This window comes from Bradyrhizobium sp. USDA 4473, from assembly GCF_054063335.1.
In genome coordinates this window covers 6,271,262-6,294,303 of the sequence record NZ_JBSSGE010000001.1, presented here as the reverse complement: position 1 = coordinate 6,294,303, position 23,042 = coordinate 6,271,262, and the positions used below count along the sequence as shown (strand labels likewise).

Annotated in this window: 20 protein-coding genes; 5 read left to right on the top strand and 15 right to left on the bottom strand. The window is 65.1% G+C overall.

Going from position 1 to position 23,042, the window contains the following annotated elements:
* Positions 1–46: 46 nt before the first annotated feature.
* The 8 genes from ACVW17_RS29825 to lptF all read right to left on the bottom strand — a co-directional run bounded on the left by ACVW17_RS29825 (position 47) and on the right by lptF (position 10,133).
* Positions 47–1,255 carry an ABC transporter substrate-binding protein gene (locus ACVW17_RS29825; RefSeq protein WP_456798195.1) on the bottom strand — a complete coding sequence of 403 codons (1,209 nt, stop codon included), beginning with the start codon at positions 1,253–1,255 and terminating at the stop codon, positions 47–49.
* Positions 1,256–1,404: 149 nt separating this feature from the next.
* Positions 1,405–2,463, bottom strand: a complete 1,059-nt coding sequence (locus ACVW17_RS29820; protein WP_456755185.1) for an alcohol dehydrogenase — start codon at positions 2,461–2,463, stop codon at positions 1,405–1,407.
* 19 nt (positions 2,464–2,482) lie between these two features.
* Positions 2,483–3,337 carry a 16S rRNA (adenine(1518)-N(6)/adenine(1519)-N(6))-dimethyltransferase RsmA gene (rsmA, locus tag ACVW17_RS29815; protein ID WP_456755184.1) on the bottom strand — a complete coding sequence of 285 codons (855 nt, stop codon included), beginning with the start codon at positions 3,335–3,337 and terminating at the stop codon, positions 2,483–2,485.
* The gene (gene pdxA / locus ACVW17_RS29810) at positions 3,338–4,339 is read right to left on the bottom strand and encodes a 4-hydroxythreonine-4-phosphate dehydrogenase PdxA (protein ID WP_456755183.1); all 1,002 of its coding nucleotides are present in this window, start codon (positions 4,337–4,339) and stop codon (positions 3,338–3,340) included.
* Between the two features lie 17 nt (positions 4,340–4,356).
* Positions 4,357–5,313, bottom strand: coding sequence for a SurA N-terminal domain-containing protein (locus ACVW17_RS29805; RefSeq protein ID WP_456755182.1), 957 nt, complete (start codon positions 5,311–5,313; stop codon positions 4,357–4,359).
* Between the two features lie 64 nt (positions 5,314–5,377).
* Positions 5,378–7,795, bottom strand: a complete 2,418-nt coding sequence (locus tag ACVW17_RS29800) for an LPS-assembly protein LptD (protein WP_456755181.1) — start codon at positions 7,793–7,795, stop codon at positions 5,378–5,380.
* A 77-nt stretch (positions 7,796–7,872) separates the two neighbouring features.
* Positions 7,873–8,970, bottom strand: a complete 1,098-nt coding sequence (lptG, locus tag ACVW17_RS29795; protein WP_456755180.1) for an LPS export ABC transporter permease LptG — start codon at positions 8,968–8,970, stop codon at positions 7,873–7,875.
* Positions 8,967–10,133, bottom strand: coding sequence for an LPS export ABC transporter permease LptF (gene lptF, locus ACVW17_RS29790; RefSeq protein WP_456755179.1), 1,167 nt, complete (start codon positions 10,131–10,133; stop codon positions 8,967–8,969). Before lptF ends, lptG begins: the two co-directional genes overlap by 4 nt.
* Before the next feature lie 370 nt (positions 10,134–10,503).
* On the opposite strand from lptF, the gene ACVW17_RS29785 reads away from it, so the two are divergent.
* The 3 genes from ACVW17_RS29785 to ACVW17_RS29775 all read left to right on the top strand — a co-directional run bounded on the left by ACVW17_RS29785 (position 10,504) and on the right by ACVW17_RS29775 (position 13,132).
* Entirely contained in the window at positions 10,504–12,006 is a 1,503-nt protein-coding gene (locus ACVW17_RS29785) for a leucyl aminopeptidase (protein ID WP_456755178.1), read from the top strand.
* Positions 12,007–12,024: 18 nt separating this feature from the next.
* Complete coding sequence (locus ACVW17_RS29780; RefSeq protein ID WP_456755177.1) at positions 12,025–12,477, top strand: DNA polymerase III subunit chi; 453 nt, start codon at positions 12,025–12,027, stop codon at positions 12,475–12,477.
* Between the two features lie 103 nt (positions 12,478–12,580).
* The gene (locus ACVW17_RS29775) at positions 12,581–13,132 is read left to right on the top strand and encodes a hypothetical protein (protein ID WP_456755176.1); all 552 of its coding nucleotides are present in this window, start codon (positions 12,581–12,583) and stop codon (positions 13,130–13,132) included.
* A gap of 236 nt (positions 13,133–13,368) precedes the next feature.
* Here ACVW17_RS29775 and ACVW17_RS29770 read toward each other — a convergent pair whose 3' ends face one another.
* The 3 genes from ACVW17_RS29770 to ACVW17_RS29760 form a co-directional block, all read right to left on the bottom strand.
* On the bottom strand, positions 13,369–15,234 hold the full coding sequence (locus ACVW17_RS29770) for an ABC-F family ATP-binding cassette domain-containing protein (protein ID WP_456755175.1): 1,866 nt from the start codon (positions 15,232–15,234) through the stop codon (positions 13,369–13,371).
* A 108-nt stretch (positions 15,235–15,342) separates the two neighbouring features.
* Positions 15,343–15,513, bottom strand: a complete 171-nt coding sequence (locus ACVW17_RS29765; RefSeq protein WP_456798194.1) for a hypothetical protein — start codon at positions 15,511–15,513, stop codon at positions 15,343–15,345.
* Positions 15,514–15,748: 235 nt separating this feature from the next.
* The gene (locus ACVW17_RS29760) at positions 15,749–16,015 is read right to left on the bottom strand and encodes a hypothetical protein (protein WP_021079868.1); all 267 of its coding nucleotides are present in this window, start codon (positions 16,013–16,015) and stop codon (positions 15,749–15,751) included.
* A 348-nt stretch (positions 16,016–16,363) separates the two neighbouring features.
* Here ACVW17_RS29760 and ndk point away from each other — a divergent pair, with 348 nt between their 5' ends.
* Positions 16,364–16,786, top strand: coding sequence for a nucleoside-diphosphate kinase (ndk, locus tag ACVW17_RS29755; protein ID WP_456755172.1), 423 nt, complete (start codon positions 16,364–16,366; stop codon positions 16,784–16,786).
* A 113-nt stretch (positions 16,787–16,899) separates the two neighbouring features.
* Entirely contained in the window at positions 16,900–17,739 is an 840-nt protein-coding gene (locus ACVW17_RS29750; protein WP_456755171.1) for a TerC family protein, read from the top strand.
* 25 nt (positions 17,740–17,764) lie between these two features.
* Here ACVW17_RS29750 and ppx read toward each other — a convergent pair whose 3' ends face one another.
* The 4 genes from ppx to ACVW17_RS29730 all read right to left on the bottom strand — a co-directional run bounded on the left by ppx (position 17,765) and on the right by ACVW17_RS29730 (position 22,920).
* Positions 17,765–19,267 (bottom strand): exopolyphosphatase, encoded by a 1,503-nt coding sequence (ppx, locus tag ACVW17_RS29745; RefSeq protein WP_456755170.1) that lies wholly within the window; start codon positions 19,265–19,267, stop codon positions 17,765–17,767.
* A 12-nt stretch (positions 19,268–19,279) separates the two neighbouring features.
* Positions 19,280–21,484, bottom strand: a complete 2,205-nt coding sequence (locus ACVW17_RS29740; protein ID WP_456755169.1) for an RNA degradosome polyphosphate kinase — start codon at positions 21,482–21,484, stop codon at positions 19,280–19,282.
* A gap of 131 nt (positions 21,485–21,615) precedes the next feature.
* Positions 21,616–22,293 (bottom strand): chromosomal replication initiator DnaA, encoded by a 678-nt coding sequence (locus ACVW17_RS29735; protein ID WP_456798193.1) that lies wholly within the window; start codon positions 22,291–22,293, stop codon positions 21,616–21,618.
* A gap of 84 nt (positions 22,294–22,377) precedes the next feature.
* Positions 22,378–22,920 (bottom strand): CDP-alcohol phosphatidyltransferase family protein, encoded by a 543-nt coding sequence (locus ACVW17_RS29730; protein ID WP_456755167.1) that lies wholly within the window; start codon positions 22,918–22,920, stop codon positions 22,378–22,380.
* Between the last annotated feature and the right edge of the window lie 122 nt (positions 22,921–23,042).

Below are 23,042 nucleotides of genomic sequence, written 5' to 3'. Positions count from 1 at the left end.
TCGCAATTGCGGCGAGCCGGTGGCCGAGGACCGATTGCAAGCGGGTTCAGTTGCTTTCGAGCACATCGCTGAACAGCACGTAGCGCTCGCCGTTGAAGCGGACCAGGCGCATTTGCTTGATCGGCCGCAAATCGGTCGGCGAGGTGCGCAGGCGGATGCCGGGCAGCAGCAGCGGCAACTCCATGTCGAGATGCGAAGCCTGCTTCATGACGTTCTCGCGCGTCAGTTCGTTGCCGCACTGCTTGAGGATCTGCACCACCGCATAGCCGATGTTGTAGCCGTAGGGTGCGTAATAGTCGCTCTTGTCGACATGCGGGTTGTACTTGTCCATCCAGACGTTCCAGGCCTGCATGGCCGGATCGTCCTTCCACTGCGGATCGGCGGGGTCCTTCTGATAGGCCGCCGAAATCACGCCCCTGGCGGCCTCGAAGCCCGCGGGACGGATCGCACCCGCGATCGAGGAGCCGACGCTGGAAAGGAATTCCTGCGGGTGCCAGTCGATATCGTAGGCCTTGCGGATCGCCTGCGCCGCGAATTTCGGCACCGCGGCGATGAACAGCACATTGGCGCCCGCGGCCTTCAGCGACACGATCTGCGAATCCACGGTGGGATCGCTGGTGTTGTAGGCCTGCTGCGACACGATCATCGACGCGGCCTTGTCGCCGAGCCCGCGCTTGAAGCCCAGGATGTAGTCGCGGCCGAGATCGTCGTTCTGCGCGAGGATGCCGATCTTCGCGTCCGGCAGCGTCGACAGAATGTACTTGGCGTAGATCTCGCCCTCGGACGCGTAATGCGGCGTCCAGCTCATCGTCCACGGATAATGCGCGGGATCGTTGAAGATCGTGGCGCCGGATCCGACGAACAGATGCGGCACCTGCTTCTGGTTGATGTATTTCACCACGGCCATGTTGGGCGCGGTGCCGACCGGGTTGACCAGGAACAGCACCTCGTCGCTCTCGATCAGGCGGCGGATCTGCTCGACAGTCTTGGGCGGGCTGTAGGCATCGTCGAGGCTGATGAAGTTGATCTTGCGGCCGTTGACGCCACCCTGATCGTTGATCATCGCGAAAAAGGCGGTGATCGAGATCGCGCCGGCCGAATAGGCCGACGCCGGACCGCTATAGGGCGTCGTGGTGCCGATCTTGATGTCACTGTCGGTGACACCGGGCCCATAACGCTTTTGCGCAAGGGCCGGCACGATGGCGAGGGCGAGCGCGAGCGCCGCCCATGCCCCGATCGAACGTGTCCTCCTCATTCGCGTCCTCCCCCTGTTGTCGGGCGAGGCCGGCGGGACGTCGGCTAAAGCGCGATGACGCGCTTTAGCGTCCTAAGAGCATGATTTCCGCGCAAACGCTCCGCGTTTGTCGCGAGGGAAAACCGCTACACGCTTTTCCGGACCATGCTTTAATTCTTCAGGACGATGCGTCCCACGACCTTGCCGGCGCGCAGCTCGTCGATCCATTTCTGGACGTCGGACATCGGCTCTTCCTTCATCGGCGTCGGCTTGATCTTGCCGGCGCGCGCGAGCGCCATCAGCTCCTGGCCTTCGGCCAGCGTGCCCACCATGAAGCCTTCGATGGTCATGCGCTTGTAGACCCACTGCACCATCGGCAGCGTGAACTGGCCGCCCATCAGGCCGGACACCACGATCTTGCCGCCGCGTGCCACCGTCGACACCGCAAACGCCATCGACTTCTCGTTGCCGGCAAAGTCGACGACGCCGTCGAAGCCGCCGTCGCTCTCCTTCAGCATGCGCTTGACGACATCGGGCTCCGCCGGATCGTAGGCCGCCGCCGCACCGTTCTTCAGCGCGGTCTCGCGCGCCGCGGGACTGAGATCGGCAACCGTGATCGGCTGCTTGAACATCGCCTGCGCGAACGACAGGCCCATCATGCCGACGCCGCCGAGACCGATCAGCAGCAGGTTGCGCTGGCGCGGCCGATCGACCAGGCGCTTCAGCGCGCCATAGGCGGTGACGCCGGAGCACATCAGCGTGGCGGCCTGGTTGACCGGCAGCGGATCGTAATCGAGCAGATACTTTGCGTCGGGCACCAGCACATGGGTGGCGAAGCCGCCGTCGATCGAGACGCCGAGGAAGCGCTGCTTGACGCAGAGGTTCTCGTCGCCGGCGAGGCAGTCGCGGCACTGGCCGCAGCCGATCCAGGGGAAGACGGCCTTCTTGGTGCCGACCAGATGCTTCGGCGCGTCGGGCCCGACCTCGTCGACGACACCTGCGATCTCATGGCCGAGCGTGAAGGGCAGGGTCATGCCGCGGGTGGTGTCGAGCTTCTTGCCGCCGCCGAGATCGGCGTAGCCGTCCTGGATGTGGAGATCGGAATGGCACAGGCCGCAGCGCTCGATGCGCACAAGCACTTCGCGTCCCTGCGGCTTCGGGGTGTCGATGATGGTTTCGCACAGCGGCGCATCGAATTTGACGAGGGATTGGCGAACCATACGCGCCATTACGTTTTCTCCTGTTGTTCTATTTTGTGGACCGTATATCGGCCAATTCCCTCGCCATGGCAACAAAGCCCGAGACCGGGATGGTCTCGGCGCGCCGTGTCGCGTCGATACCGGCTGCGGCCGCCAGCCGGGCCGGATCGGCCGAGAGCGCTTTCAGGCTTTGGCGCAGCATCTTGCGGCGCTGGCCGAAGGCGGCGGCGGCGACCTGCTCGAGCAGGCGGCGGTCGCACGGGGCGGGCGCGGCGCGCGGGATCAATTGGACCACCGAGGACGTCACCTTCGGCTGCGGCACGAAGGCTGCGGGCGAGATGTCGAACAGGATCTTGGTCTCGGCGCGCCAGTTGGCGAGCACCGCGAGCCGGCCATAGGCCTCCTCGTCCTCATGGGCGACGATCCGTTCCGCGACCTCGCGCTGGAACATCAAGACCATGGTGTCGTACCAGGGCGGCCACGGCTCGATCGACAGCCAGTCGACCAAGAGCTGGGTTGCGATGTTGTAGGGCAGGTTGGCGACGATCTTGGCCTTGGCCCCGTCAAGCAACGGACGCGGATCGAAATGCTGCGCGTCGCCATGCACGATCTCGATGCGGCCGGGGTAGCGCTTGACGATATAGCTGAGTGCGTCGATCGCACGCTCGTCGCGTTCGATCGCGATCACGCGCTTGGCACCCATCGCCAGCAGCGCGCGCGTCAGTCCGCCGGGGCCGGGCCCGACCTCGATCACGGTGCAATCTTCCAGCGGGCCCGCGGCGCGGGCAATGCGCGCGGTGAGGTTGAGATCGAGCAGGAAATTCTGGCCGAGCGATTTGCGCGCCGACAACGAATGCTCGCGAATGATGTCGCGCAGCGGCGGCAGATCGTCGATCGCGCTCACTTAGCTCGACGCCGCGGCCATGCGCGCGGCGAGCCGCAGCGCGGCGATCAGGCTCGACGGATTGGCCTTGCCGGTGCCGGCGATATCGAACGCGGTGCCGTGATCCGGCGAGGTCCGGATGAACGGCAGCCCCAGCGTAACGTTGACGGCATCCTCGAACGCGACGGTCTTGATCGGGATCAGCGCCTGGTCGTGATACATGCAGAGCGCGCAGTCATAGGTTTTTCGCGCGGCGGCGTGGAACATGGTGTCGGCGGGCAGCGGGCCGCGGGCGGCAATGCCCTCGCGGCGCAGGATCTCGACCGCAGGTGCGACGATCTCGACGTCCTCCATGCCGAGCGTGCCGTCTTCACCGGCATGCGGGTTGAGGCCGGCAATGGCGAGCCGCGGCGCCGCGAGGCCGAACCGCGTCTTCATGTCGGCGAGCACGATCCGCGCGGTCGACACGATCAGGTCGGGGGTCAATTGCGCCAGTGCCTCGCGCACCGATACATGGATCGTCACCGGCACGACCGCCAGCGCCGGCGACCACAACATCATCACCGGCTGCGGCGCAGCCCCGCCGCGCGCGGCCAACTCGGCGAGAAATTCAGTGTGGCCGGGATGGCGGAAGCCGGCACGGTACAGCACGTTCTTGGCGATCGGATTGGTGACGACGGCGCTGGCCTTGCCCGACGCGACATCGGCGACGGCCTGACGGATCGACGCCAGCGCGGCGTCGGCGCTGCTCCCGTCGGGCTTGCCCGGTCGCGCCGTCGCCGCCTTGCCGGTCGCGACGACGGGCAGGGCACGTGCAAAGGCCGCGGACGCTTCCTCGGCACTGACTTCGGCGAACGCAACGGCAAGCCCGAGCGTCTTGGCGCGCTCGGCCAGCGCGGCGCGGTCGCCGAGCAGATAAAACGGCGGAAGATCGAGCTCGCGGCGCCGCAGCCATGCTGCGAGCGTGATGTCGGGGCCGATGCCTGCGGGCTCGCCCGATGTCAGTGCGAGAGGTTGGGCCATGCGTCAACGATAGTCGATCATCGCCCGCCTGGATATTCGATCATCGCGGCCTTGCGGACTTCCTGCAGGTAGGCCTTCGACTTCGCCTCGTACTTCTGCACGTACATCTTGTCACGCATCTCACGCTTCTTCGGCGTGTCCACGGTGGTGGCCTTCCGGCCGCAAAGGGCAACCATTTCGATGCCCTGCTTGGTGACCTCGGGAGGGGTGAGGTGACCGACCGGGGTCTTGTCCAGGATGTCGCGCAGCGACTGCGGCAGGTCGGCCGATGTCTTCACCACGATCTCGCGGATCGCGGCATTGCGCATCGACTTGAAGAAGGTGTTGGCCTCCTCGCAACTGGTCACGCGCTCGCGCAAGCTGTCCGCTTCCTTGCGGCGGCCCTCGAATTCCGACTGCGGCGCGCCGCGCGGCACGATCAGGACGACCGGTTGCATCCTGTATTCGAAGGCCTCGGCGTCGGGGGCATCGCCGGTCTCCTTGACCGCGGTCGCGACGTCCTTTTCGCCGACCTGGAGGCTCTCCTTGAAGCGGCCACGGACCAGGCTGGTCCAGACCATGTCGGCCCTGATGCGCTGCTTCAGCGTATCGGGCCGGATACCCTTGCTTTCGAGCACCTTGGTCAACTGGTCGTTGGACAGCCGCATCCGTTGCGCCATGCCGCCATAGGACTGCTCGATGTCGTTGGCGGTGGGATCGACGCCGTACTTCTTGGCTTCCTTGATCTTCAGCTTTTCGTCGATCAAATCGTCGAGGACGGCCTTTCGATCGGGGACCTTGCCGCCGGTCAGCGCGTTCAGCTTGGAGCGCTGCTCGATGTCGAAATTGGTGATGGGCTCGCCGTTGACCATGACCGCGATGGTCTGGGCATGCAGCCGGCTACCCCCCAGCAGGAGGAAGAGCGCCAGCAGGGAGCTCAGCACGAGCGAATGGCGGCGCGTTGGCGGGCGAGCGGCGATGGTTATTCTCGTCATGTCAGCCGTTTAAACCAATTCAAGCCGGGGCCACAGGCCCGCGGGCAAAACAAGCCCCCGCTTGTTACTGCATGCCAGCCGCACTGCTGGTCGTGGAGGTCTGGGCGATCGTGCGCAGCCCGATCTGGAACATGATCGCGTGGCTGAGGACGGGAGGCGTCGAGCCGGCCTGGTAGGTATAGGACGTGACATAATTGGCAGCCAGCACGAAGCAGTCGTCCACATAGCCCGCGCCAATCGCATACTGGTTGATCTTGTTCGCTTCAAGGTCCCAGCGCGCCGCACCCTGAACCACCCAGTTCGCCGCCACCTTGACCGATCCGCTGGCGAGGATGCCTTCGCGGCGCGTCAGATAGCCGAGTTCCGGCTGAGCCGCGTAGTCGCCATACAGCAGGCTGACCGACCAGCGGTCGAAGTTCGCGGTGGCCTGGGCCTCGAACCGGTTGATGTTCCAGGTGGCCTCATCCATTCGCGTGCGGACGCTGAACGTGTAGGTGCGGTTCGGCGAATAGGCGAGGCTTGCGACATAATCCGAACGCGCGTTCTGCAGGCCGGAGTCGACGCCGGTATTGGTGACGTCGGCGACCGCGAACGAGTTCAGCCCGAACAGCTGGTAGGACTGTCCGAACACCGCCTTGACGCTGCCGCCGTGATCGAACTGCGTGGTGGCCTGCACGCCGACATTGGCGCGGCTGCCGCCCTCGACGCGGTCGTAGCCGGAGAACTTGTCGACCGAGAACAGGTTCGAGGTGTCGAACACCAGGCTCTGCGCATCCTCGTTCGGAAGCTTGCCGGCGTTCGGCTCGTTGGGCCGGATGATGACCTGCGCGATCGGCTCGACGGTCGTCGTGCCCCACGGCTGCACGTTGATGAAGGGATAGCGGTATTCGAAGCCGACGGTCGGCATCAGACGAACCGTCTGGGTGTCGCCCACCGGCAGGTAGTTGGACACGCCGGGCTGATTCGAGATGTCGGCGTTGATGGCGTCGGCGCGCATGCTGACGAACGGCGTCCAGATCTGGCCGAGCGGGTCGGTGTAGGACTTGCGCCACTGCGCCTCGGCCGTCAGCCGGGTGTAAGTGCCCGGCATGCCGCGCAGCAGGCACTGCGACGGGGTCCGCGCCATCGGATCGGCCGACGTGGTCAGGCACAGGCTGTTGGTGTTGGCGGTCGTCGTGATCGGGTCGAACACCGCGGTTTCGCGGGTCAGGTTGACGAAGTTCATCTTGTAGCTGAACTCGCCGCCCAGGACCGGACTGTTGATCACGTTGTTGTAGTCGATCACAGGCGCCACCACCGGAACCTGGTTCTGGTTGCCCGAGTAGCTGAGATAGTAGATCGCGCGCGCGTCGAAGAAGCTGCGGTCGCCGACGCCGGTCAGATAGAGCTGCGAGATGGCCTCGGTCGGCAGCGACAGGAACGATCCGAACGGGTCCTTGTACTGGGCGAGCCGGTAGTCGGACATGAAGAAGTAGTCGGACAGCACCACGCCGTCCCAACCCCAGACCCATTTGTCGTTCAGCGCGAACTGACCCTTGGTGTCGACGCCCCAGCGGAACTGGCGATCACCGGGTTGGCCGGCGAACGCGCCGGGATCGGTCTGGTCGATGCCGTAGAGCCGGATCTGATAGGAGCCGTCCGCAAAGCGCTGGCGGAATTCGGTCTGCAGCAGCACGCCCTGCTTGGACGTGATGCGCGGATTGAAGGTCGCGTCCATGTCAGGCGCGATCGCCCAATAATAGGGGATTTCGACGCCGTAGCCGAACGCCGTGTACGAGGTGAAGCCCGGCATCAGGAAGCCGCTCTTGCGCTTCACCGTCGGATCGGGCGTCGAGAAATAGGGCAGATAGGCCATCGGAACGCCGAAGAATTCGAGCTGGGCGTTCTCGAAATAGAGCATCTTCTCGGTCTGGTTATGGATGATGCGCGCGCCCTTGACCTGCCAGAGCGGCGGCTTCTTCGGATCATCCTTACAGGGTGCGCAGGCGGTATAAACGCCGTTGTCGAACACCGTGTAATTGCCGCTGGACCGATCGGCGCGGGTCGCCGCCATACGGGTCTGGTCTTCGGTATCGACGCGCAGCGAATCGACGAAACCGTCGCGGTAGTCGTCGCTGAGATCCATGATGTTGGCGTAGGTGATCTTGCCTTCCGCATCGGTCATGCGGATGTTGCCTTCGGCATGAAGACGCTTGGTCTTCTGGTCGTAGATGACCTTGTCGGCCTCGACGCTGGTGCCGTTGTAGAACATCTGGACGTTGCCGACGGCCGAGATCCGCGAGTTGTTGTAGTCGTAGTCGACCTCGGTCGCCTGGACGAGCATCTGCCCGTCGTTCTTGGCCGGCGGGCGGGGCGGCTTCGGCGGACGCGGATTGTAGGTGAACGCCTGCGCGGCAGCCGGCGTCGACGCGACGACGTCGAGCGCGCTGACCGCGATCAATGCGGCGAGAAGAGTTGAGATCGAAACGCCAAACGCGGCCATACGGCTCCGTTGACGGCGCAGAGCACTGCGCCGCCCGCAAGCAGGCGACCTCAACTGGCGGGAAGCGACACTGGCCACTACCCGTCCTCCTGGTACAGCAAGGCTAAGAAGCCGGTGAGGCTACCCACGACGACGGGCAACCACGCCGCAGCGATGGGATGCATCAACTCAGCCTTGCTCAAATCTTCAGTTACTTTCGACAGCACGTAGAGCAGAAAGCCTGCGCCCACGCCACTCAAAACCATCTTCTGCACGCCGCCCATCCGAAAGAAGCGGAGGCTCACAGAAGCCGCCAACATCACCATCGCAGCCAGCAAAAACGGCTGTGCGATGAGCTTGTGATACTGCAAGCGATAGCCGGCCGTCGCGAACCCTGAGCTCTCCGACGAACGGATGTAGTTCGGCAGTTGCCAAAAGGACACAGTTTCGGGAGTGGAGAAGCTGTTGCGCACCTGTGCCGGGGTGAGGGTGGTGGTCAGATAGAAGGTGTCCTGATCCACCGGAGGCTTGTCGAGGGTGTATCGGCGCACGCCGGTGAACACCCAGCGGCCTTCTTCGAGCGTTGCTTCGCGCGCTTCGATTCGCTCCTTGAACTGCAGCGCCGTATCGAATCGAAACACCGTCAGTCCCGTCAGCCGGACGCCCTGCTGCTCGCTGCGCGCGGCATTGATGATCGCCTGACCCTCGTCGTTGATCTGGTTGAGCCAGAAGCCCGACGCGTCCTGGATGCCGCCGCCCGGCGCCGAGCCGAACAGCTCGGCTTCCATCCGTTTGGAGAGCTCGCGCAGATTGGCCGAGACCGGATTGTAGGCGGTGGTCGCGAAGATGCCGAGCACGATCGCGCTGGCCAGCGCCGGCGAGATGAATTGCCAGGCCGAGACGCCGGCGGCGCGGGCCACCACGAGCTCGAGCCGGCGCGACAGAGCGAGGTAGCAGGTCATCGCGCCGATCAGCACGCAGAACGGCATCAGCTTCTCGAGCAATTGCGGCACGCGGAACAGCGAGGTCTCGGCGACGGTGATGGCGGAGGCGTCGACCAGCCCGGACGTCTTGCGCACCATCTCGATGTAATCGACCAGCACGAGCAGCACGAAGATGCCCGCGAACACGCCCACCGCCGCGACCACGAAGCGGCCGGCGAAATAGCGCCCGAGCGTGTTTGTGACCATGCTCATGCGGTAGCCGGCCTCCGGAACAGGCGTGCGATCCGCTCGTTGTTCCTGTTGATCGCTTCCAGCAGCCGTGGCGGCGGTTCGACCACCACGCCGCCGACGATCATCCAGATCCCGACGCCGATGCCGGCGAACAGCATCAGATATTGCAGCAACGCGGCGATCGGCGTCTTCACCGCGACGACCGAGCAGGCGAAGCCGACCATGCGCAGGCCGAACACCGCGAACACCGAGCCGCCGATCGAGAAATTGCGGCTCTGCCGCGTGGTGCGCGGCGCGCCGAGGAAGGCGAAGGTCAGCGCCGCGAATGCGAACGGATAGACCGGCGCCATGAAGCGATCATGCAGCTCCGCGAAGAACTGGCCCGACAGCTGCTGATAGGTCTGGTCGTTCTGGTCAGGCCACATCAGCTCCCAGAGATAGCGCTCGCGAATCCCGAGCGTGACGTCGCGGCCCTGCGAGAATTTCGACATGTCGAAGGCGTAGCGCTGAAACACCACCAGCGTCGGATCGCGCTTGCCGACTTCGAATCGCTCGAGATTGCCGTCCTCCAGCACGAGATATGAGCCGTTCTCGTTCTTCAGCACAGTGCCGTGGTCGGCGACGATGGTGACGCGCTGCTGCGGGTCGCGGCGATCGTCGACGAAAACGCCGCCGAGCACGCCGCCGGGCAGCCGCTCGCGGATCCGAATCGTCAGGTTCTGATCGAGCTGGGCGAAGCGGCCGGGCTGCAGGATGTTGGTCAGGACGTCGGCCGTGATCTCGGCGTCCCACTGCTTGATTCGGCGCATCCCGTCGGGGGCGAGATAGGCGCCGATGAAGGCGACCAGCGCCGCCACCACGCAGGTGGCGAAGAAGAACGGCCGGAACAGCCGGAACGGCGAGAAGCCGGCCGCGTTCATCACGATGATCTCGGAGTCGGTCGCGAGCTTGTTGAGCGTATGGGAGATCGCGATCATCAGCGCGATCGGGGCGATGATCAGGACGAGCGCCGGAATCACGAGGCCGGTGATGCCGAGGAAGGTCAGGATCGTCTGACCCTGGCTGGTCATCAGGTCGATGCCGCGCAGCGCCTGGGTAATCCAGATCACGCCGGTGAGGCTGACCAGGACAAGCGCAAACGACGCCAGCGTCGTTTTGAAGATGTACCTGTCGATCGACCCCATCGCTACCGCACGACCCCCGAGACCCCCTGTACGCAGCCAAACGCGCGGCTTTCGACCAATCCCGTCAAGGCGGGTTCCCCTATGGTCGAGCCGCGGACCCGTCCGGCTCACTCTGTGTCCACTCTCTCACTACCATCCCTTTGATCCGTCAACAAAATGGCCGAGCCAAGGCGCGCTTAATTTATGGTTAATTAATCGCTTTTGTGGCCTTCGGGCCACTCCGGTGCTTGGCAGCGGCGCAGCCGACAGGTCATAGTGTGTGCCAAGCCCGGCCCGGGCCGCTCCCGGACCGCCATCGCAATGCTCACCCCGCGTGCCGGAAGGACCGCCTCAGGTCCGAGCAACACCCTGAGTTCTGGAGGATTTTCCTATGACCGACGCCGTCAAGGTCGGCTTTGTCCCATTCTCTGCGTCCGCCCGCGGCATCCTGGTCGTCTTTTGCGACGAACAATTGAAGCTCGGCGCCACCACAAGGAAGGCGCTGGGGGCTGCCGCCGAGACGGTCAAGCGGGCGGCCGCCGCCAACCAGTTCAAGGGCAAGAGCGGGGCAACCCTGGACATTCTGGCGCCGGAGGGACTCAAGGTCGATCGCCTGATCGTGATCGGCACCGGCAAGGCGCCCGACCTCAAGGAGAAGGATTTTCTCAAATTCGGCGGTGTGCTGGCCGGCAAGCTCAACGCCGGCAGCGGCGCGATGACCGTCATCGCCGAATTGTCCGAGGCTGCGATGGCAGCCGGCCAGGCGGCTTCGATCGCCACCGGTATCCGCCTGCGCGCCTACAAGTTCGACCGCTACAAGACCAGGAAGAAGGACGGCGAGAACGGCGCGATGCGGGCCGAGGTCTCGATCGCGGTCGACGACGTCGCTGCCGCCAAGAAGGCGTTCGCGCCTGAATCGTCGGTCGTCGACGGCGTCAACCTGGCGCGCGAGCTCGTCAACGAGCCGCCGAACGTGCTGTACCCCGAGGAGTTCGCCCGCCGCGCCAGCCAGCTGCGCAAGCTCGGCGTCACCGTCGAGGTGCTCGACGTCAAGGCTATGACCAAGCTCGGCATGGGCGCGCTGCTCGGCGTCGGGCAGGGCTCGGCGCGGCCAAGCCGCACCGTGATCATGCGCTGGAACGGCGGCAAGAAGAGCGAGGCGCCGGTCGCATTCGTCGGCAAGGGCGTCTGCTTCGACACCGGCGGTATCTCGATCAAGTCGGCCGGCGGCATGGAGGATATGAAGGGTGACATGGGCGGTGCGGCCTGCGTGGTCGGGCTGATGCACGCGCTCGCCGCGCGCAAGGCCCGCGTCAACGCGGTCGGCGCCATCGGCCTCGTCGAGAACATGCCCGACGGCAATGCGCAGCGTCCGGGCGACATCGTCACTTCGATGTCCGGCCAGACCATCGAGATCATCAACACCGATGCCGAGGGGCGCCTCGTGCTCGCCGACGTGCTCTGGTACGTGGCCAAGAAGGTCAAGCCGAAATTCATGGTCGATCTGGCTACGCTGACCGGTGCGATCATGGTCGCGCTCGGCACCGATCACGCCGGCATGTTCTCCAACAATGACGAGCTCGCCGAGCGCCTCGCCAAGGTCGGCCTCGAGACCGGAGAGAAGGTCTGGCGCATGCCGCTCGGTCCGGAATACGACAAACAGATCGACTCGCAATTCGCCGACATGAAGAACACCGGCGGCCGCAATGGCGGCTCGATCACGGCGGCGCAATTCCTGCAACGCTTCGTCGACGGCACGCCGTGGGCGCATCTCGACATCGCCGGCACCGCGATGGGCGCGCCGAAGACCGAGATCAACCAGAGCTGGGGTTCGGGGTACGGCGTCCGGCTGCTCGAGCGGCTGGTCTCCGACTATTATGAAGCCAAGAAGTAAGAGAGTGTCAGCCGGCGCATGACCGAGGTTCTGTTCTACCATCTACAGAACATGACGCTGGAGAGCGTGCTGCCGCCGCTGCTCGAGAAGTCGCTCGAGCGCGGCTGGCGCGTCGTGGTGCAATCGACGTCGCAGGAGCGCGCCGAGACGCTCGACGCGCATCTGTGGACCTACAGCGACGATTCGTTTCTGCCGCACGCGACGGCGCGTGTTGCCGACGCGCAGGACCAGCCGATCATCCTGTCGATCGAGGAGGGCAATCCGAACCGGGCCAATGTCCGCTTCCTGGTCGACAATGCGGCGCTGCCGGCCGACTGCGACAGCTATGAGCGGGTGGTGCTGGTGTTCAACGGCGACGACCCGGACGCGGTGGCCGCGGCACGGGAGAGCTGGACCGCCTGCAAGGCGCGCGGCTTCGAGGTCACCTATTGGCAGACCGACGAGCGCGGACGCTGGCAGCGGCGCCAATAGCGATATCGACGAATTAATGATAATTCGACCTTTCTCGGGGCGGGTCACGGTCATGCCGCAAAGTGATGTTCGGACAAGCCCTTACCTCATGGGGTTAGGAGCCTTGTCGATCGTGCGAGACGGAACATTCAGTCGGAAGTCGCTGCTGGCGTTGCTGGTGCTTGCGCCAGGCCTTGCCGGCTGTTCGGGCGCGTCCGACATCTTTTCGCGCGACGCGGATTGGTTCTCGCGCCCTGGACGGGTGTTCATCCGCAACATCTCGATCGAATCGCCGCCGCTGACGCCGGACAAGCCGGTGACCAACGACGATCTGGTCAGTGCCGACGGCAGCTGTCCGGGCATGGCGCCGCCGGCGGGCGCCACCGACGCGAATGCGCAGGCTCCCGGTGCTCCGCCGCCGCAGCCGACCGGCGGCAGCGTCGCGCTCGGCCACACCGAATGCGATGTGGTGCGCGGCATCGGCGCCCCCGACAGCGTCAATCTGTCCAGCGGTCCGGGCGGCGAACGCGTCGCGGTCGTGACCTGGTCGCGCGGCGCGCGTGCCGGCATCTACACCTTCACCTCGGGGCGCCTGTCGTCCGTCGAGCGTGGCCCGGATGCGGCGCCGGAGCCGAAGGCCGCGAAGCCGAAGAAGAAAAAGACTGCGCACGGTTAGGGCATATACGCCGCAGCGGCAGTGCCGATGCCTGCATACGCGGGCATGACACCGGAAAGAATGAAATCCCACGGCTGCCTCCACACGTCGTCCCTGCGAAAGTAGGGACCCAACCACTGATGGTCATTGTTGCGCAGTCACGGAACGACGAGTCCCTTCACCACATCCGCCGCGGAGTATGGGTCCCTGCTTTCGCAGGGACGACACCGAATATGTGGCTCCGCAAGGTGGCCAATCTAGTTCGCGGCCTCGTCGAGTTCGCCGCTGGCTTCCAGCCATTCTTCCTCGGCGCGTTGCAGCGCGCTCTCGGCGCCGGCGCGCGCCTTGGTCAGTTGTGCGGCCTGCTTCGGATCGCGGGTAAAGATATCGGGCAGCGCGAGCGCGGTGTCGATCTTGGCGATGATGCCGTTGATGCGCTCGATCTCGGCCTCGGCCTGCGCGATCCGCTGCCGCGGTGAAACGCGCTTCTCATTCCTGATCCGTTCGGGCTTTGCCGGCTGCTCCCTGACGCGCTCGCGCGACGCCGTCCGTCCGTCATTGGCCGACAGGATCATGCGGCGGTATTCGTCGAGATCGCCGTCATAGGCCGTCACGGTCTGGTTGGCCACGACCCACAAGCGGTCGGCGCAGGCCTCGATCAGATAACGATCGTGCGACACCATGATGATGGCGCCGGGGAACTCGTTGATCGCCTCCGCCAGCGCCGCGCGGCTGTCGATATCGAGATGGTTGGTCGGCTCGTCGAGGATGATCATGTTCGGACCATAGAACGTCGCGAGCCCGAGCAGCAGCCGCGCCTTCTCGCCGCCCGACAGGCTCCGTACCAGCGTGTCGCCGGCCTTGCCGGAGAAACCGATCGCGCCGACGCGGCCGCGCACCTTGCTCTCGGGCGCCTCCGGCATCAGCTTGCGGATGTGATCGTAGGGCGAGCCGTCGAGATTGAGCTCGTCGACCTGGTGCTGGGCAAAATAGCCGACCGACAATTTGTCGGCTTTCGTGATCCTTCCCGAGAACGGCGCGAGCTTGCCGGCCAACAGCTTGACCAGCGTCGACTTGCCGTTGCCGTTGGAGCCGAGCAGCGCGATGCGGTCGTCGGTATCGACGCGCAAGGTGACGCGATTGAGCACCGGCTTGCCCGGCTCGTAGCCGACCGAGACGTCGTCGACCGCGATGATCGGCGGCGACAGCAGCTTCTCCGGCGCCGGGAACGAGATCTCATGCACATCCTGCGTCACTAGCGCGGTGATCGGCTTCATCCGCTCCAGCATCTTGACGCGCGACTGCGCCTGCCTCGCCTTGGAGGCTTTTGCCTTGAAGCGGTCGACGAAATCCTGCAGCCGCTTGCGCTCATCGGCCTGCCGCTTGGCGTGCTTGGCGTCGAGCAATTCGCGCGCGGCGCGCTGCTCCTCGAATGAGGAGTAGGTGCCCTTGTAGAGCGTCAGCCTGCCGCGATCGAGATGCAGGATCTGATCGACCGAGGTATCCAGCAGATCGCGGTCATGGCTGATCACGATCACGGTGCGCGGATAATTGGCGAGATGGTTCTCCAGCCACAGCGTGCCTTCGAGATCGAGATAGTTGGTCGGCTCATCCAGCAGCAGCAGATCGGGCGCCGAGAACAGCGTCGCCGCCAGCGCCACGCGCATGCGCCAGCCGCCGGAAAATTCCGCGCATGGCCGGGCCTGGTCTGCGGTCGAGAAGCCGAGGCCGGAGAGGATCGCCGCGGCCCGCGCGGGCGCGGAGTGGGCGTCGATGTCGACCAGCCGGGTCTGGATCTCGGCGATCCGGTGCGGGTCGTGCGCCGTCTCCGCCTCGCGCAGCAGCGCGTCGCGTTCGAGGTCGGCCTTCAGCACGACGTTGATCAGGCTTTCCGGTCCGTCGGGTGCTTCCTGCGCGAGACTGCCGATCCGCCAGCGCGGCGGCAGCGTGATGCTGCCGCTCTCGGTCGGGAGGTCGCCCCGGATAGCATGAAACAGCGTCGACTTGCCGACGCCGTTGCGGCCGACAAATCCGACCCGCGCGCCGGGCACGATTTGCACAGAACTGTGATCGATCAACAGCCGCCCGGCGATCCGGACCGAAATGTCAGTGATGGAGAGCATGCCGCGTTGTCACCGGACCCGGTGATAAACGCAACCCCGTCTATTCGTAAAATCTCTCCGGAAGGCTGTTGCAAAAACGCAATTGGGCTGCTCACGCGCCCGTAACATCTAATGGCGGTCGTTTTCCCGTCGGTGCATTTCATCGAGGAGCTGCTGCAGGCGGGACGACAGCGCGGGCTCCGGCCGCATGCTCTGCTGGAGTCGTTCACCCACGGCATCGCAGATGTAACGGCAGGTCTTGTGATCGATCTGATCTGGATCGTTTTCGATCTGGGTCATTGTCATCGTCATGGCGGGTCTCTTGGCAGGTCTCCGAATATCTGTCTTGGCAAGTTCCACCTCGCGTGTTCGGCATTTTCGCCAAGACAAGTCGCGACCCCGAAATTGGTTTCCGCTCCCGCCTTACTCTCGCCTTGAGGTCGTGGAGCGGGTCGCGCGGTTGAGTTCCCCGGATGAAAAAAGCCCCGGCGCGAGGCCGGGGCTGAGCAAGTCAGGGGAGCACGGAACGGATGGATCAGTAGCAGCGGTTGACCAGGCGCCAGCGGGGACCCCACGGGGTCGGCACGACGCGGCGGACATAGCAGCCGCCGTAGCCATATCCGTAACCGCCGTAGTAGGCGGGACCTCCAACGATGACGCGCGGGCCGCCCCACCAGCCATGATGCCATCCACCGTGCCAGCCGCCATGCCAACCACCCCAGGCCGACGCGGAGGTCGGGGCGAGCGCGGCAGCACCGAGCGAAATCGCGGCAACGGCGGCGAGCGAAATCTTGCGTAACATGATCGTCTCCTCGAGCTATGGGCGCGCGTGACGCGCCCGCGGTGACATCGTTTCCCGAGACGTCCTGTGAGGCTTGCGGATGGGGCCAGCAAGGCGTCCGATCGATGGAGAGCCTAGCTGGCGGCAGCTGAACGGTGGCGGCACGGCGCTGACAGAATGGGTTCACCTAGGTGAAATCGCGGTAAGCTGGCCGAACCCGATCGCGGACCGGGGTCCGCCCGGACGACGGTTTTCGTCGTGAAAATGCATCAAAACTAAAGGCTAACGCGTCACAGGGTCGCTTGCCGTCACCCCATCGCGCCGATATAAGCCCCGGCAACTCCCAGCCACGTTTACAAGGACGAAATCATGGCGATTGAACGCACCTTTTCGATCATCAAGCCCGATGCCACCGAGCGCAACCTGACCGGCGCGGTCAATGCGGTGATCGAGAAGGCGGGCCTGCGGATCGTGGCGCAGAAGCGCATCCAGATGACCCGCGGCCAGGCCGAGACCTTCTACGCGGTCCACAAGGCGCGCCCGTTCTTCGGCGAGCTGGTCGACTTCATGACCTCGGGCCCGGTTGTGGTCCAGGTGCTGGAAGGCGAGGGCGCCATCTCCAGGTATCGCGACGTGATGGGCGCGACCGATCCGTCGAAGGCCGCCGAAGGCACCATCCGCAAGCTCTATGCGAAGTCGATCGGCGAGAACTCGGTGCATGGTTCGGATGCCCCGGAAACCGCGGTGATTGAGATCGCGCAGTTCTTCGCCGGCAACGAGATCGTCGGCTAACGCCGCACAACTGGAAGTGACGCGGTCTCCTTGAGGAGACCGCGTCGAACTAGAACTGGGGAGCGGCGGACGACCGCCGCCAGGGGCGGCCGCAAGGCCGAATAGGACCCGTTGTGGACTGGCTGTGGCAGATCTTTGATCCGGCGTACATCGGCGCGTTCTTCACCGAGTTCAAGAACGAGATGGCGACGCCGACCTTCTGGGTCGCCGTCGGCAAGATCATCTGGATCAACGTCCTGCTGTCGGGCGACAACGCGCTGGTGATCGCGCTCGCCTGCCGCGGGCTCGCGCCGCGCCAGCGCCTGTGGGGCATGGTTCTCGGCGCCGCCGCCGCGGTGTTGCTGCGCGTCATCTTCACCGGCATCGTCGCCAGCCTGATGGAGCTTCCCTACCTGAAGCTGGTCGGCGGCCTGGCGCTGATCGTGATCGCCGCCAAGCTCTTGGTGCCGGAGCAGGAGGACGAGGACGGCGTGCAGGCGGCCTCGCACCTGTGGGCCGCAGTTCAGATCGTCGTCGTCGCCGACATCGTGATGAGCCTCGACAATGTGATCGCGGTGGCGGCTGCCGCCAATGGCAGCGTGCCGCTGCTGGTGCTCGGGCTGGCCATCAGCGTTCCCCTGATCGTTGCCGGTGCGGCGCTGATCATGGCGCTGCTGACCAAGCTGCCGGTCCTGGTCTGGGCTGGTGCCGCGCTGCTCGGCTGGATCGCCGGCGACGTCATCGCGACCGATCCGGCGGTGCATCCGAAGCTCGATGCGCTGTTTGCCGGACCGCTCGGCGCCAGGCTCGATTCCTGGCTGACCTCGATCGGGATGACGCCGCAATTCGCCCATGGCGGCAATGGCGGCGAGATCACGCTCGCCGTGCTTGGCATCGTCGTGGTGCTGGTGATCGGATCGCTGTGGCGCCGCCACGCGCTGCGCAAGGCCAAGCATGCCGCCAAGGCGGCGTGAGACTTCAAGGCGGCGTGAGATCTTGTTAGCGCCGCACGATCGAGCCGGCGCGCCCGACCAGCCGCGCCAATTGCCGGAAGCGGCTGCCGACGCGATCGGCGACCAGATCCACCATCCGGTGCTCGAACACCAGCATCAGCTTGCGGCCCTGGGTGCGGAAATGCGTCAGCGGCAGCACGCCGGTGCGCGCCGCCGTGATCAGATGCGCGACGCGGAAGGCGGCACCGAGCACGCGCGCGCGCTCGTCCATCGCCGGCGTCACCAGCGCGCGGATCTGCGGCGGCGGTTCGTTCTCCTCGCTGAGCCCGGCGTAGCGATAGAACACCGACAGCGCGACGAAGGCACGGCCCTGATGCGTGATCGAGCCGAAATTGCCGTTCATGATCAGGCTGAGGGTTTCCTCGCCGCGATGATCCGGATGCACGCGCCAGCCGATGTCGGAGAGCAGGCAGGCGACGTGACGCAGCCTGCGGTCCTCCTCGGTCTCGCGCAGCCGGACCACGCGCACCAGCCGGTCGGTCCACGCCGTCAGCTCCTGGGCGTGGCGCGCCGAGCGCGACAGCAATTCGTTGAGGTTCTGCGCGGCGCAGACCAGCCCATCCTTGGCGCGCTCGGCCGGCGGCAGCATCTCGTAGAGCAGGCCTTCGCGCACGCCGAAGGTCGAGAACACGATCGTCTTCGGCTGCGCCACGCGGATGATGTATTCGAGCACGAGCGCGGCATAGGCCAGTAGCGGCCGCCGCGCATCGGCGATCGATTCGATATTGGCCAGCATGTTGGTGGCCGCAAGCCGCCGCAGCCGCTGCGCGAAATCGAGCGCGTCGGCGGCCGGGATCGAATAGCCGTGCATCACCTTGAGCGGGTAGCCGCTCTGGATGATGTGGATGCGGGCCAGCGCGCGCCAGGTGCCGCCGACCGCGTAGAAGGTGCGGCCGCGGCCGGTCTTGAGCTGGGCGACGCCGAGCAGCTCGTTCTTGACGATGCGTTCGGCGCGCTTGAGCGACTTGTTCGAGAGATCCTGCAGCGCGAGGCTGCCGAGCGGCAGAGTGACGCCGCTGCGCACGCGGCTGCCCTTGACGTCGATCAGTTCGAGCGAGCCGCCGCCGAGATCGCCGACGATGCCGTTCGGATTGTGGATGCCCGAGACGACGCCGAGCGCGGACAGCTTCGCTTCACGCGGGCCGGTGAGGATCTCGATCTTGGCGCCGCAGATCCGCTCGGCCTGGGCGATGAAGTCCGGACCGTTCTTGGCGTCGCGGCAGGCCGCAGTCGCGATCGCGTAGACGCGGCCGACCTGCTGGATCCTGCACAACGCGCGGAAGCGGCGCAGCGCGGTCAGCGCCTTGTTGACGGCATCGGTCGCGAGCAGGCCGGTGCTCTGCACCTCGCGTCCGAGGCCGCACAGCGCCTTCTCGTTGAAGATGGTGATAAGGCTGCGCGCCATCGCCTCGTAAACCACGAGACGAACCGAGTTCGAGCCGATATCGATCACAGCGACGCTGGAAGCGCGCTTCCGCGGCCGCTTCACCGGTAGGCCCCCTTAGGACGATGGCTGCTGACGTTCGTTGCGACGCGTGAGACGGCGCGGTGAAGATTCCTTGAGAGACTTACCACGGCCGGACAGACTCGGATTTGTCATGAAATAGTCATGCAGATTGAAAGGCTCTTCGCCTTTCGCGGCCTTCATACGCGTAGACGACCCATCCGGCAACAATTGCCAGCTCTGCTCGGTGTCCTTCAGGTTCGCGACCATGATCTGTTCGAGAACCTGCTGATGCACCGTGGGATTTTGCAGCGGACAGAGAACCTCGACGCGGCGGTCGAGGTTCCGCGGCATCATGTCGGCGGACGAGATATACACAGCAGCTTTTGTGCTCGGCAGGCCTTGCCCCATGCCGAAGCAATAGATTCGGCCATGTTCCAGGAACCGGCCGATCACCGATTTGACGCGGATGTTCTCCGACAAGCCGGGCAGGCCGGGGCGCAGGCAGCAGATGCCGCGCACCACGAGCTCGACCGACACGCCGGCCTTGGAGGCCTCGTACAGCGCGTCGATGATGTCGGGGTCGACCAGCGCATTCATCTTCATCCACACCGCGCCCGCGCGGCCGTGCTTGACGTGGGAGATCTCGCCATGGATGTGCTCGATGATCCGCTTGCGCAGCGTCAGCGGCGACACCGCCATCTTCTCGATGTCGCTCGGCTCGGCATAGCCAGTGATGTAGTTGAACACCCGCGCGACGTCGCGGCCGATGATCGGATCCGAGGTGAAGTAGGAGAGGTCGGTGTAGATACGCGCGGTGACCGGATGATAGTTGCCGGTGCCGGTGTGCACATAGGTGGTGAGATTGCCGCCCTCGCGGCGCACCACCATCGACAGCTTGGCGTGCGTTTTCAGCTCGATGAAGCCGTACACCACCTGCACGCCGGCGCGTTCGAGGTCGCGCGCCCAGCGGATGTTGGCTTCCTCGTCGAACCGCGCCTTGAGCTCGATCAAGGCGGTCACCGACTTGCCGGCCTCGGCGGCCTCCGCCAGCGCGCGCACGATCGGCGAGTTGTTCGAGGTGCGATACAGCGTCTGCTTGATCGCGACGACGTCAGGATCGCGCGCCGCCTGTTGCAGGAACTGGACGACGACGTCGAAGGATTCGTAGGGATGGTGGACCACGAGGTCCTTCTGCCGGATCGCGGCGAAAATATCGCCGCCATGGTCGCGCACCCGCTCGGGATGACGCGGCACATAGGGCGGGAATTCGAGGTCGGGGCGATTGAGGCGGGTGAGCTGCGACAGCTCGTTCATCGCCAGCACGCCGTCGACCAGGATCACTTCATCGTCCGCGGCCGACAAGGCGTGCTGCACGAAGATGCGCAGCTCTTCCGGCATCGTGGCCTCGATCTCGAGCCGGATCACCGATCCGCGGCGGCGGCGCTTGAGCGCGGTCTCGAACAGGCGAACGAGGTCTTCGGCCTCTTCTTCGATTTCGAGTTCGGAGTCCCTGATGATGCGGAATGCGCCCTGGCCCTTGACGGTGTAGCCGGGGAACAGGCGGCCGATGAACAGCCCGGTGGCCTGCTCGAGCGTGATCAGCCGCGCCGGCGCGCCTTCCTTGGTGGAGGGGATGCGGATGAAGCGGTCGATCTTCCCGGGCATGCGGATCAGCGCGTTCATCGCCTTGCCGTCGGAGACCCGCGACAATTGCAGCGCAACGGTGAAGCCGAGGTTCGGAATGAACGGGAACGGATGCGCCGGGTCGATCGCGAGCGGGGTCAGCAGCGGGAAGATGCTATGGAGGAAGTGATCCTCGATCCAGCTGCGCTCGGACTTGGTGACGTCGCGCCCGTCGACCAGCTGGATGCCGACCTTGGCCAGGATGTCGCGCAGGTCGCTCCAGATCGCCTGCTGGTCGGAGGCGAGCTGCGACACCGTCTTGTTGATCATCACAAGCTGCTCGGCCGGCAGCAGGCCGTCCGGGCTGCGCTCGGTGATGCCTTCGCGGACCTGCGCCTTGATGCCGGCGACACGGACCATGAAGAACTCGTCGAGGTTATTCGCCGAAATCGACAGGAAGCGGACCCGTTCCAGCACGGGATGGCCGAGATTGACCGATTCCTCGAGCACCCGGCGGTTGAAATGCAGCCAGGAGAGCTCCCGGTTGATGAATCGCTCGGGGCTGGTCGCGATCGCGGGGGCGGGTGGGAGTTCCGCCTCTTTCTCTTTGATTTCAGTTGCTTGTGCCGAGTCCATCAAGTGTTGGTCCAGTTCGGGGCAGGGGCCGGAGCGGTCTAGCCGAGGGCCGCAGAGACCATGTGATATTGCGATGACGTTTCGATGACATTGATGTTCCGCTGGCCCGCGCCGTCAAGCCGCAGCGCCGCTCACGCGTCGCGCAACAGCTCCGCCGCCAGCGTCCGCGTGACCGGCCGGCCGAGCCGCAGCGCCTCGGTGTCGAGCAGTTCGACCGCCTGGCGGACGGCAACGTAGGAGCGCTCGATCCGGTTGCAGAGATAGCTGACCAGCGGCTCGTCCACGCTCATCTGGCGGTCGGCGCAGAACTTGACGATCAGGCCGCGGAACAGCTGGTCGTCGGGCGGCAGCAGCGTCACCGTCGGCACCGCGCGAAGCCGCGACCGCAGATCGCGCAGCTCGATCTCGAATGCCGATGGCGGGATGCGGGCCGTGATCAGCAGGTAGGCATCGTCCTGGCGCGCGAGATTGAGCAGGTGAAACATCGCGCGCTCGTCGAAATCCGACGGCCTCAAATCCTCGACCACCAGCGCGCCGGTCGCAAGCGCCGTCGGCACCGTGTCGGCGGTCAGCGCATGAGCCGCGGTCGCGCGGGCGCCGGCGCTCTCGGCCCAGATCGCGGCGAGGTGGCTTTTGCCGGAGCCGTCGGGGCCGACCAGCAGCATGATCCGGTTCGGCCAGTCGGGCCAACCGTCGATCAGCGCCAGCGCCGCCTCATTGGCGGGGCCCTCGAGGAAATCGTCGCGGGTCAGTTTCTCCTCGTGCGGCAGGGCCAAGGCCAATTGACGAGGTTGAACGCTACCGGCCACGCAAGTCTCCAAACCACTTCATTCTAGCAAGATCTCTGCGCCAGCGCTTTGCGCCTGTCGCGGGAAAACCGGCTTCCGCTTGTCCTACCGGGCCTCGATCGTGCTCATGTGCCGCACCCACTCCACGAGATAGAGGGACACCGAACCCAAAGTAAAGATCGTGACCAGGCCCATCAGGATCAGGTCGTAGGGATGCGGCTCGAAGCGAAAGCCGAGCGAGGCCAGCACCAGGGCTGCAAACGCGACCTGCGCCGCCGTGTTCAGCTTCGACACCATCAGCGGCTTCATCTCGACCGGCTTGTCGAACAACCATGACACAATCACGGCAGAGACGATCATGATGTCGCGCGACACCACCAGAATCACGATCCAGCGCGGCACCGCGCCCCAGATTCCGAGCGCGACATAGATCGACACCAACAGCGCCTTGTCGGCGAGCGGGTCGAGCAGGGCGCCGAGCTCGCTCGTCATGTTGAAGCGCTTGGCGAGGAAACCGTCGACCGCGTCCGACACGCCGGCGATCACGAAGATCGCGAATGCGATCTCCATCTGGCTCGACACGATGGCCCAGACGATCACCGGCACCAGGATGATGCGGCCGAGGGTAATGATGTTCGGAATGCTCAACTTGGATCGCTTCCCGGCTAGAAGCCTGATTTTACTCGATATCCGGCTCTTTTGTGCGGCGGCCGGGTGTTATCTACATAGTATCGCGGCGGCAATGCCGCGAGCCATTGCGCGGGGGCGGA

Bases quoted from the DNA above. Each gene is read 5' to 3' on its own strand.
- ACVW17_RS29825 (WP_456798195.1), bottom strand. From the start codon at position 1,255: ATGAGGAGGACACGTTCGATCGGGGCATGGGCGGCGCTCGCGCTCGCC.
- ACVW17_RS29820 (WP_456755185.1), bottom strand. From the start codon at position 2,463: ATGGCGCGTATGGTTCGCCAATCCCTCGTCAAATTCGATGCGCCGCTG.
- pdxA (WP_456755183.1), bottom strand. From the start codon at position 4,339: ATGGCCCAACCTCTCGCACTGACATCGGGCGAGCCCGCAGGCATCGGC.
- ACVW17_RS29805 (WP_456755182.1), bottom strand. From the start codon at position 5,313: ATGACGAGAATAACCATCGCCGCTCGCCCGCCAACGCGCCGCCATTCG.
- ACVW17_RS29800 (WP_456755181.1), bottom strand. From the start codon at position 7,795: ATGGCCGCGTTTGGCGTTTCGATCTCAACTCTTCTCGCCGCATTGATC.
- lptG (WP_456755180.1), bottom strand. From the start codon at position 8,970: ATGAGCATGGTCACAAACACGCTCGGGCGCTATTTCGCCGGCCGCTTC.
- lptF (WP_456755179.1), bottom strand. From the start codon at position 10,133: ATGGGGTCGATCGACAGGTACATCTTCAAAACGACGCTGGCGTCGTTT.
- ACVW17_RS29785 (WP_456755178.1), top strand. From the start codon at position 10,504: ATGACCGACGCCGTCAAGGTCGGCTTTGTCCCATTCTCTGCGTCCGCC.
- ACVW17_RS29780 (WP_456755177.1), top strand. From the start codon at position 12,025: ATGACCGAGGTTCTGTTCTACCATCTACAGAACATGACGCTGGAGAGC.
- ACVW17_RS29770 (WP_456755175.1), bottom strand. From the start codon at position 15,234: ATGCTCTCCATCACTGACATTTCGGTCCGGATCGCCGGGCGGCTGTTG.
- ACVW17_RS29765 (WP_456798194.1), bottom strand. From the start codon at position 15,513: ATGACCCAGATCGAAAACGATCCAGATCAGATCGATCACAAGACCTGC.
- ACVW17_RS29760 (WP_021079868.1), bottom strand. From the start codon at position 16,015: ATGTTACGCAAGATTTCGCTCGCCGCCGTTGCCGCGATTTCGCTCGGT.
- ndk (WP_456755172.1), top strand. From the start codon at position 16,364: ATGGCGATTGAACGCACCTTTTCGATCATCAAGCCCGATGCCACCGAG.
- ACVW17_RS29740 (WP_456755169.1), bottom strand. From the start codon at position 21,484: ATGGACTCGGCACAAGCAACTGAAATCAAAGAGAAAGAGGCGGAACTC.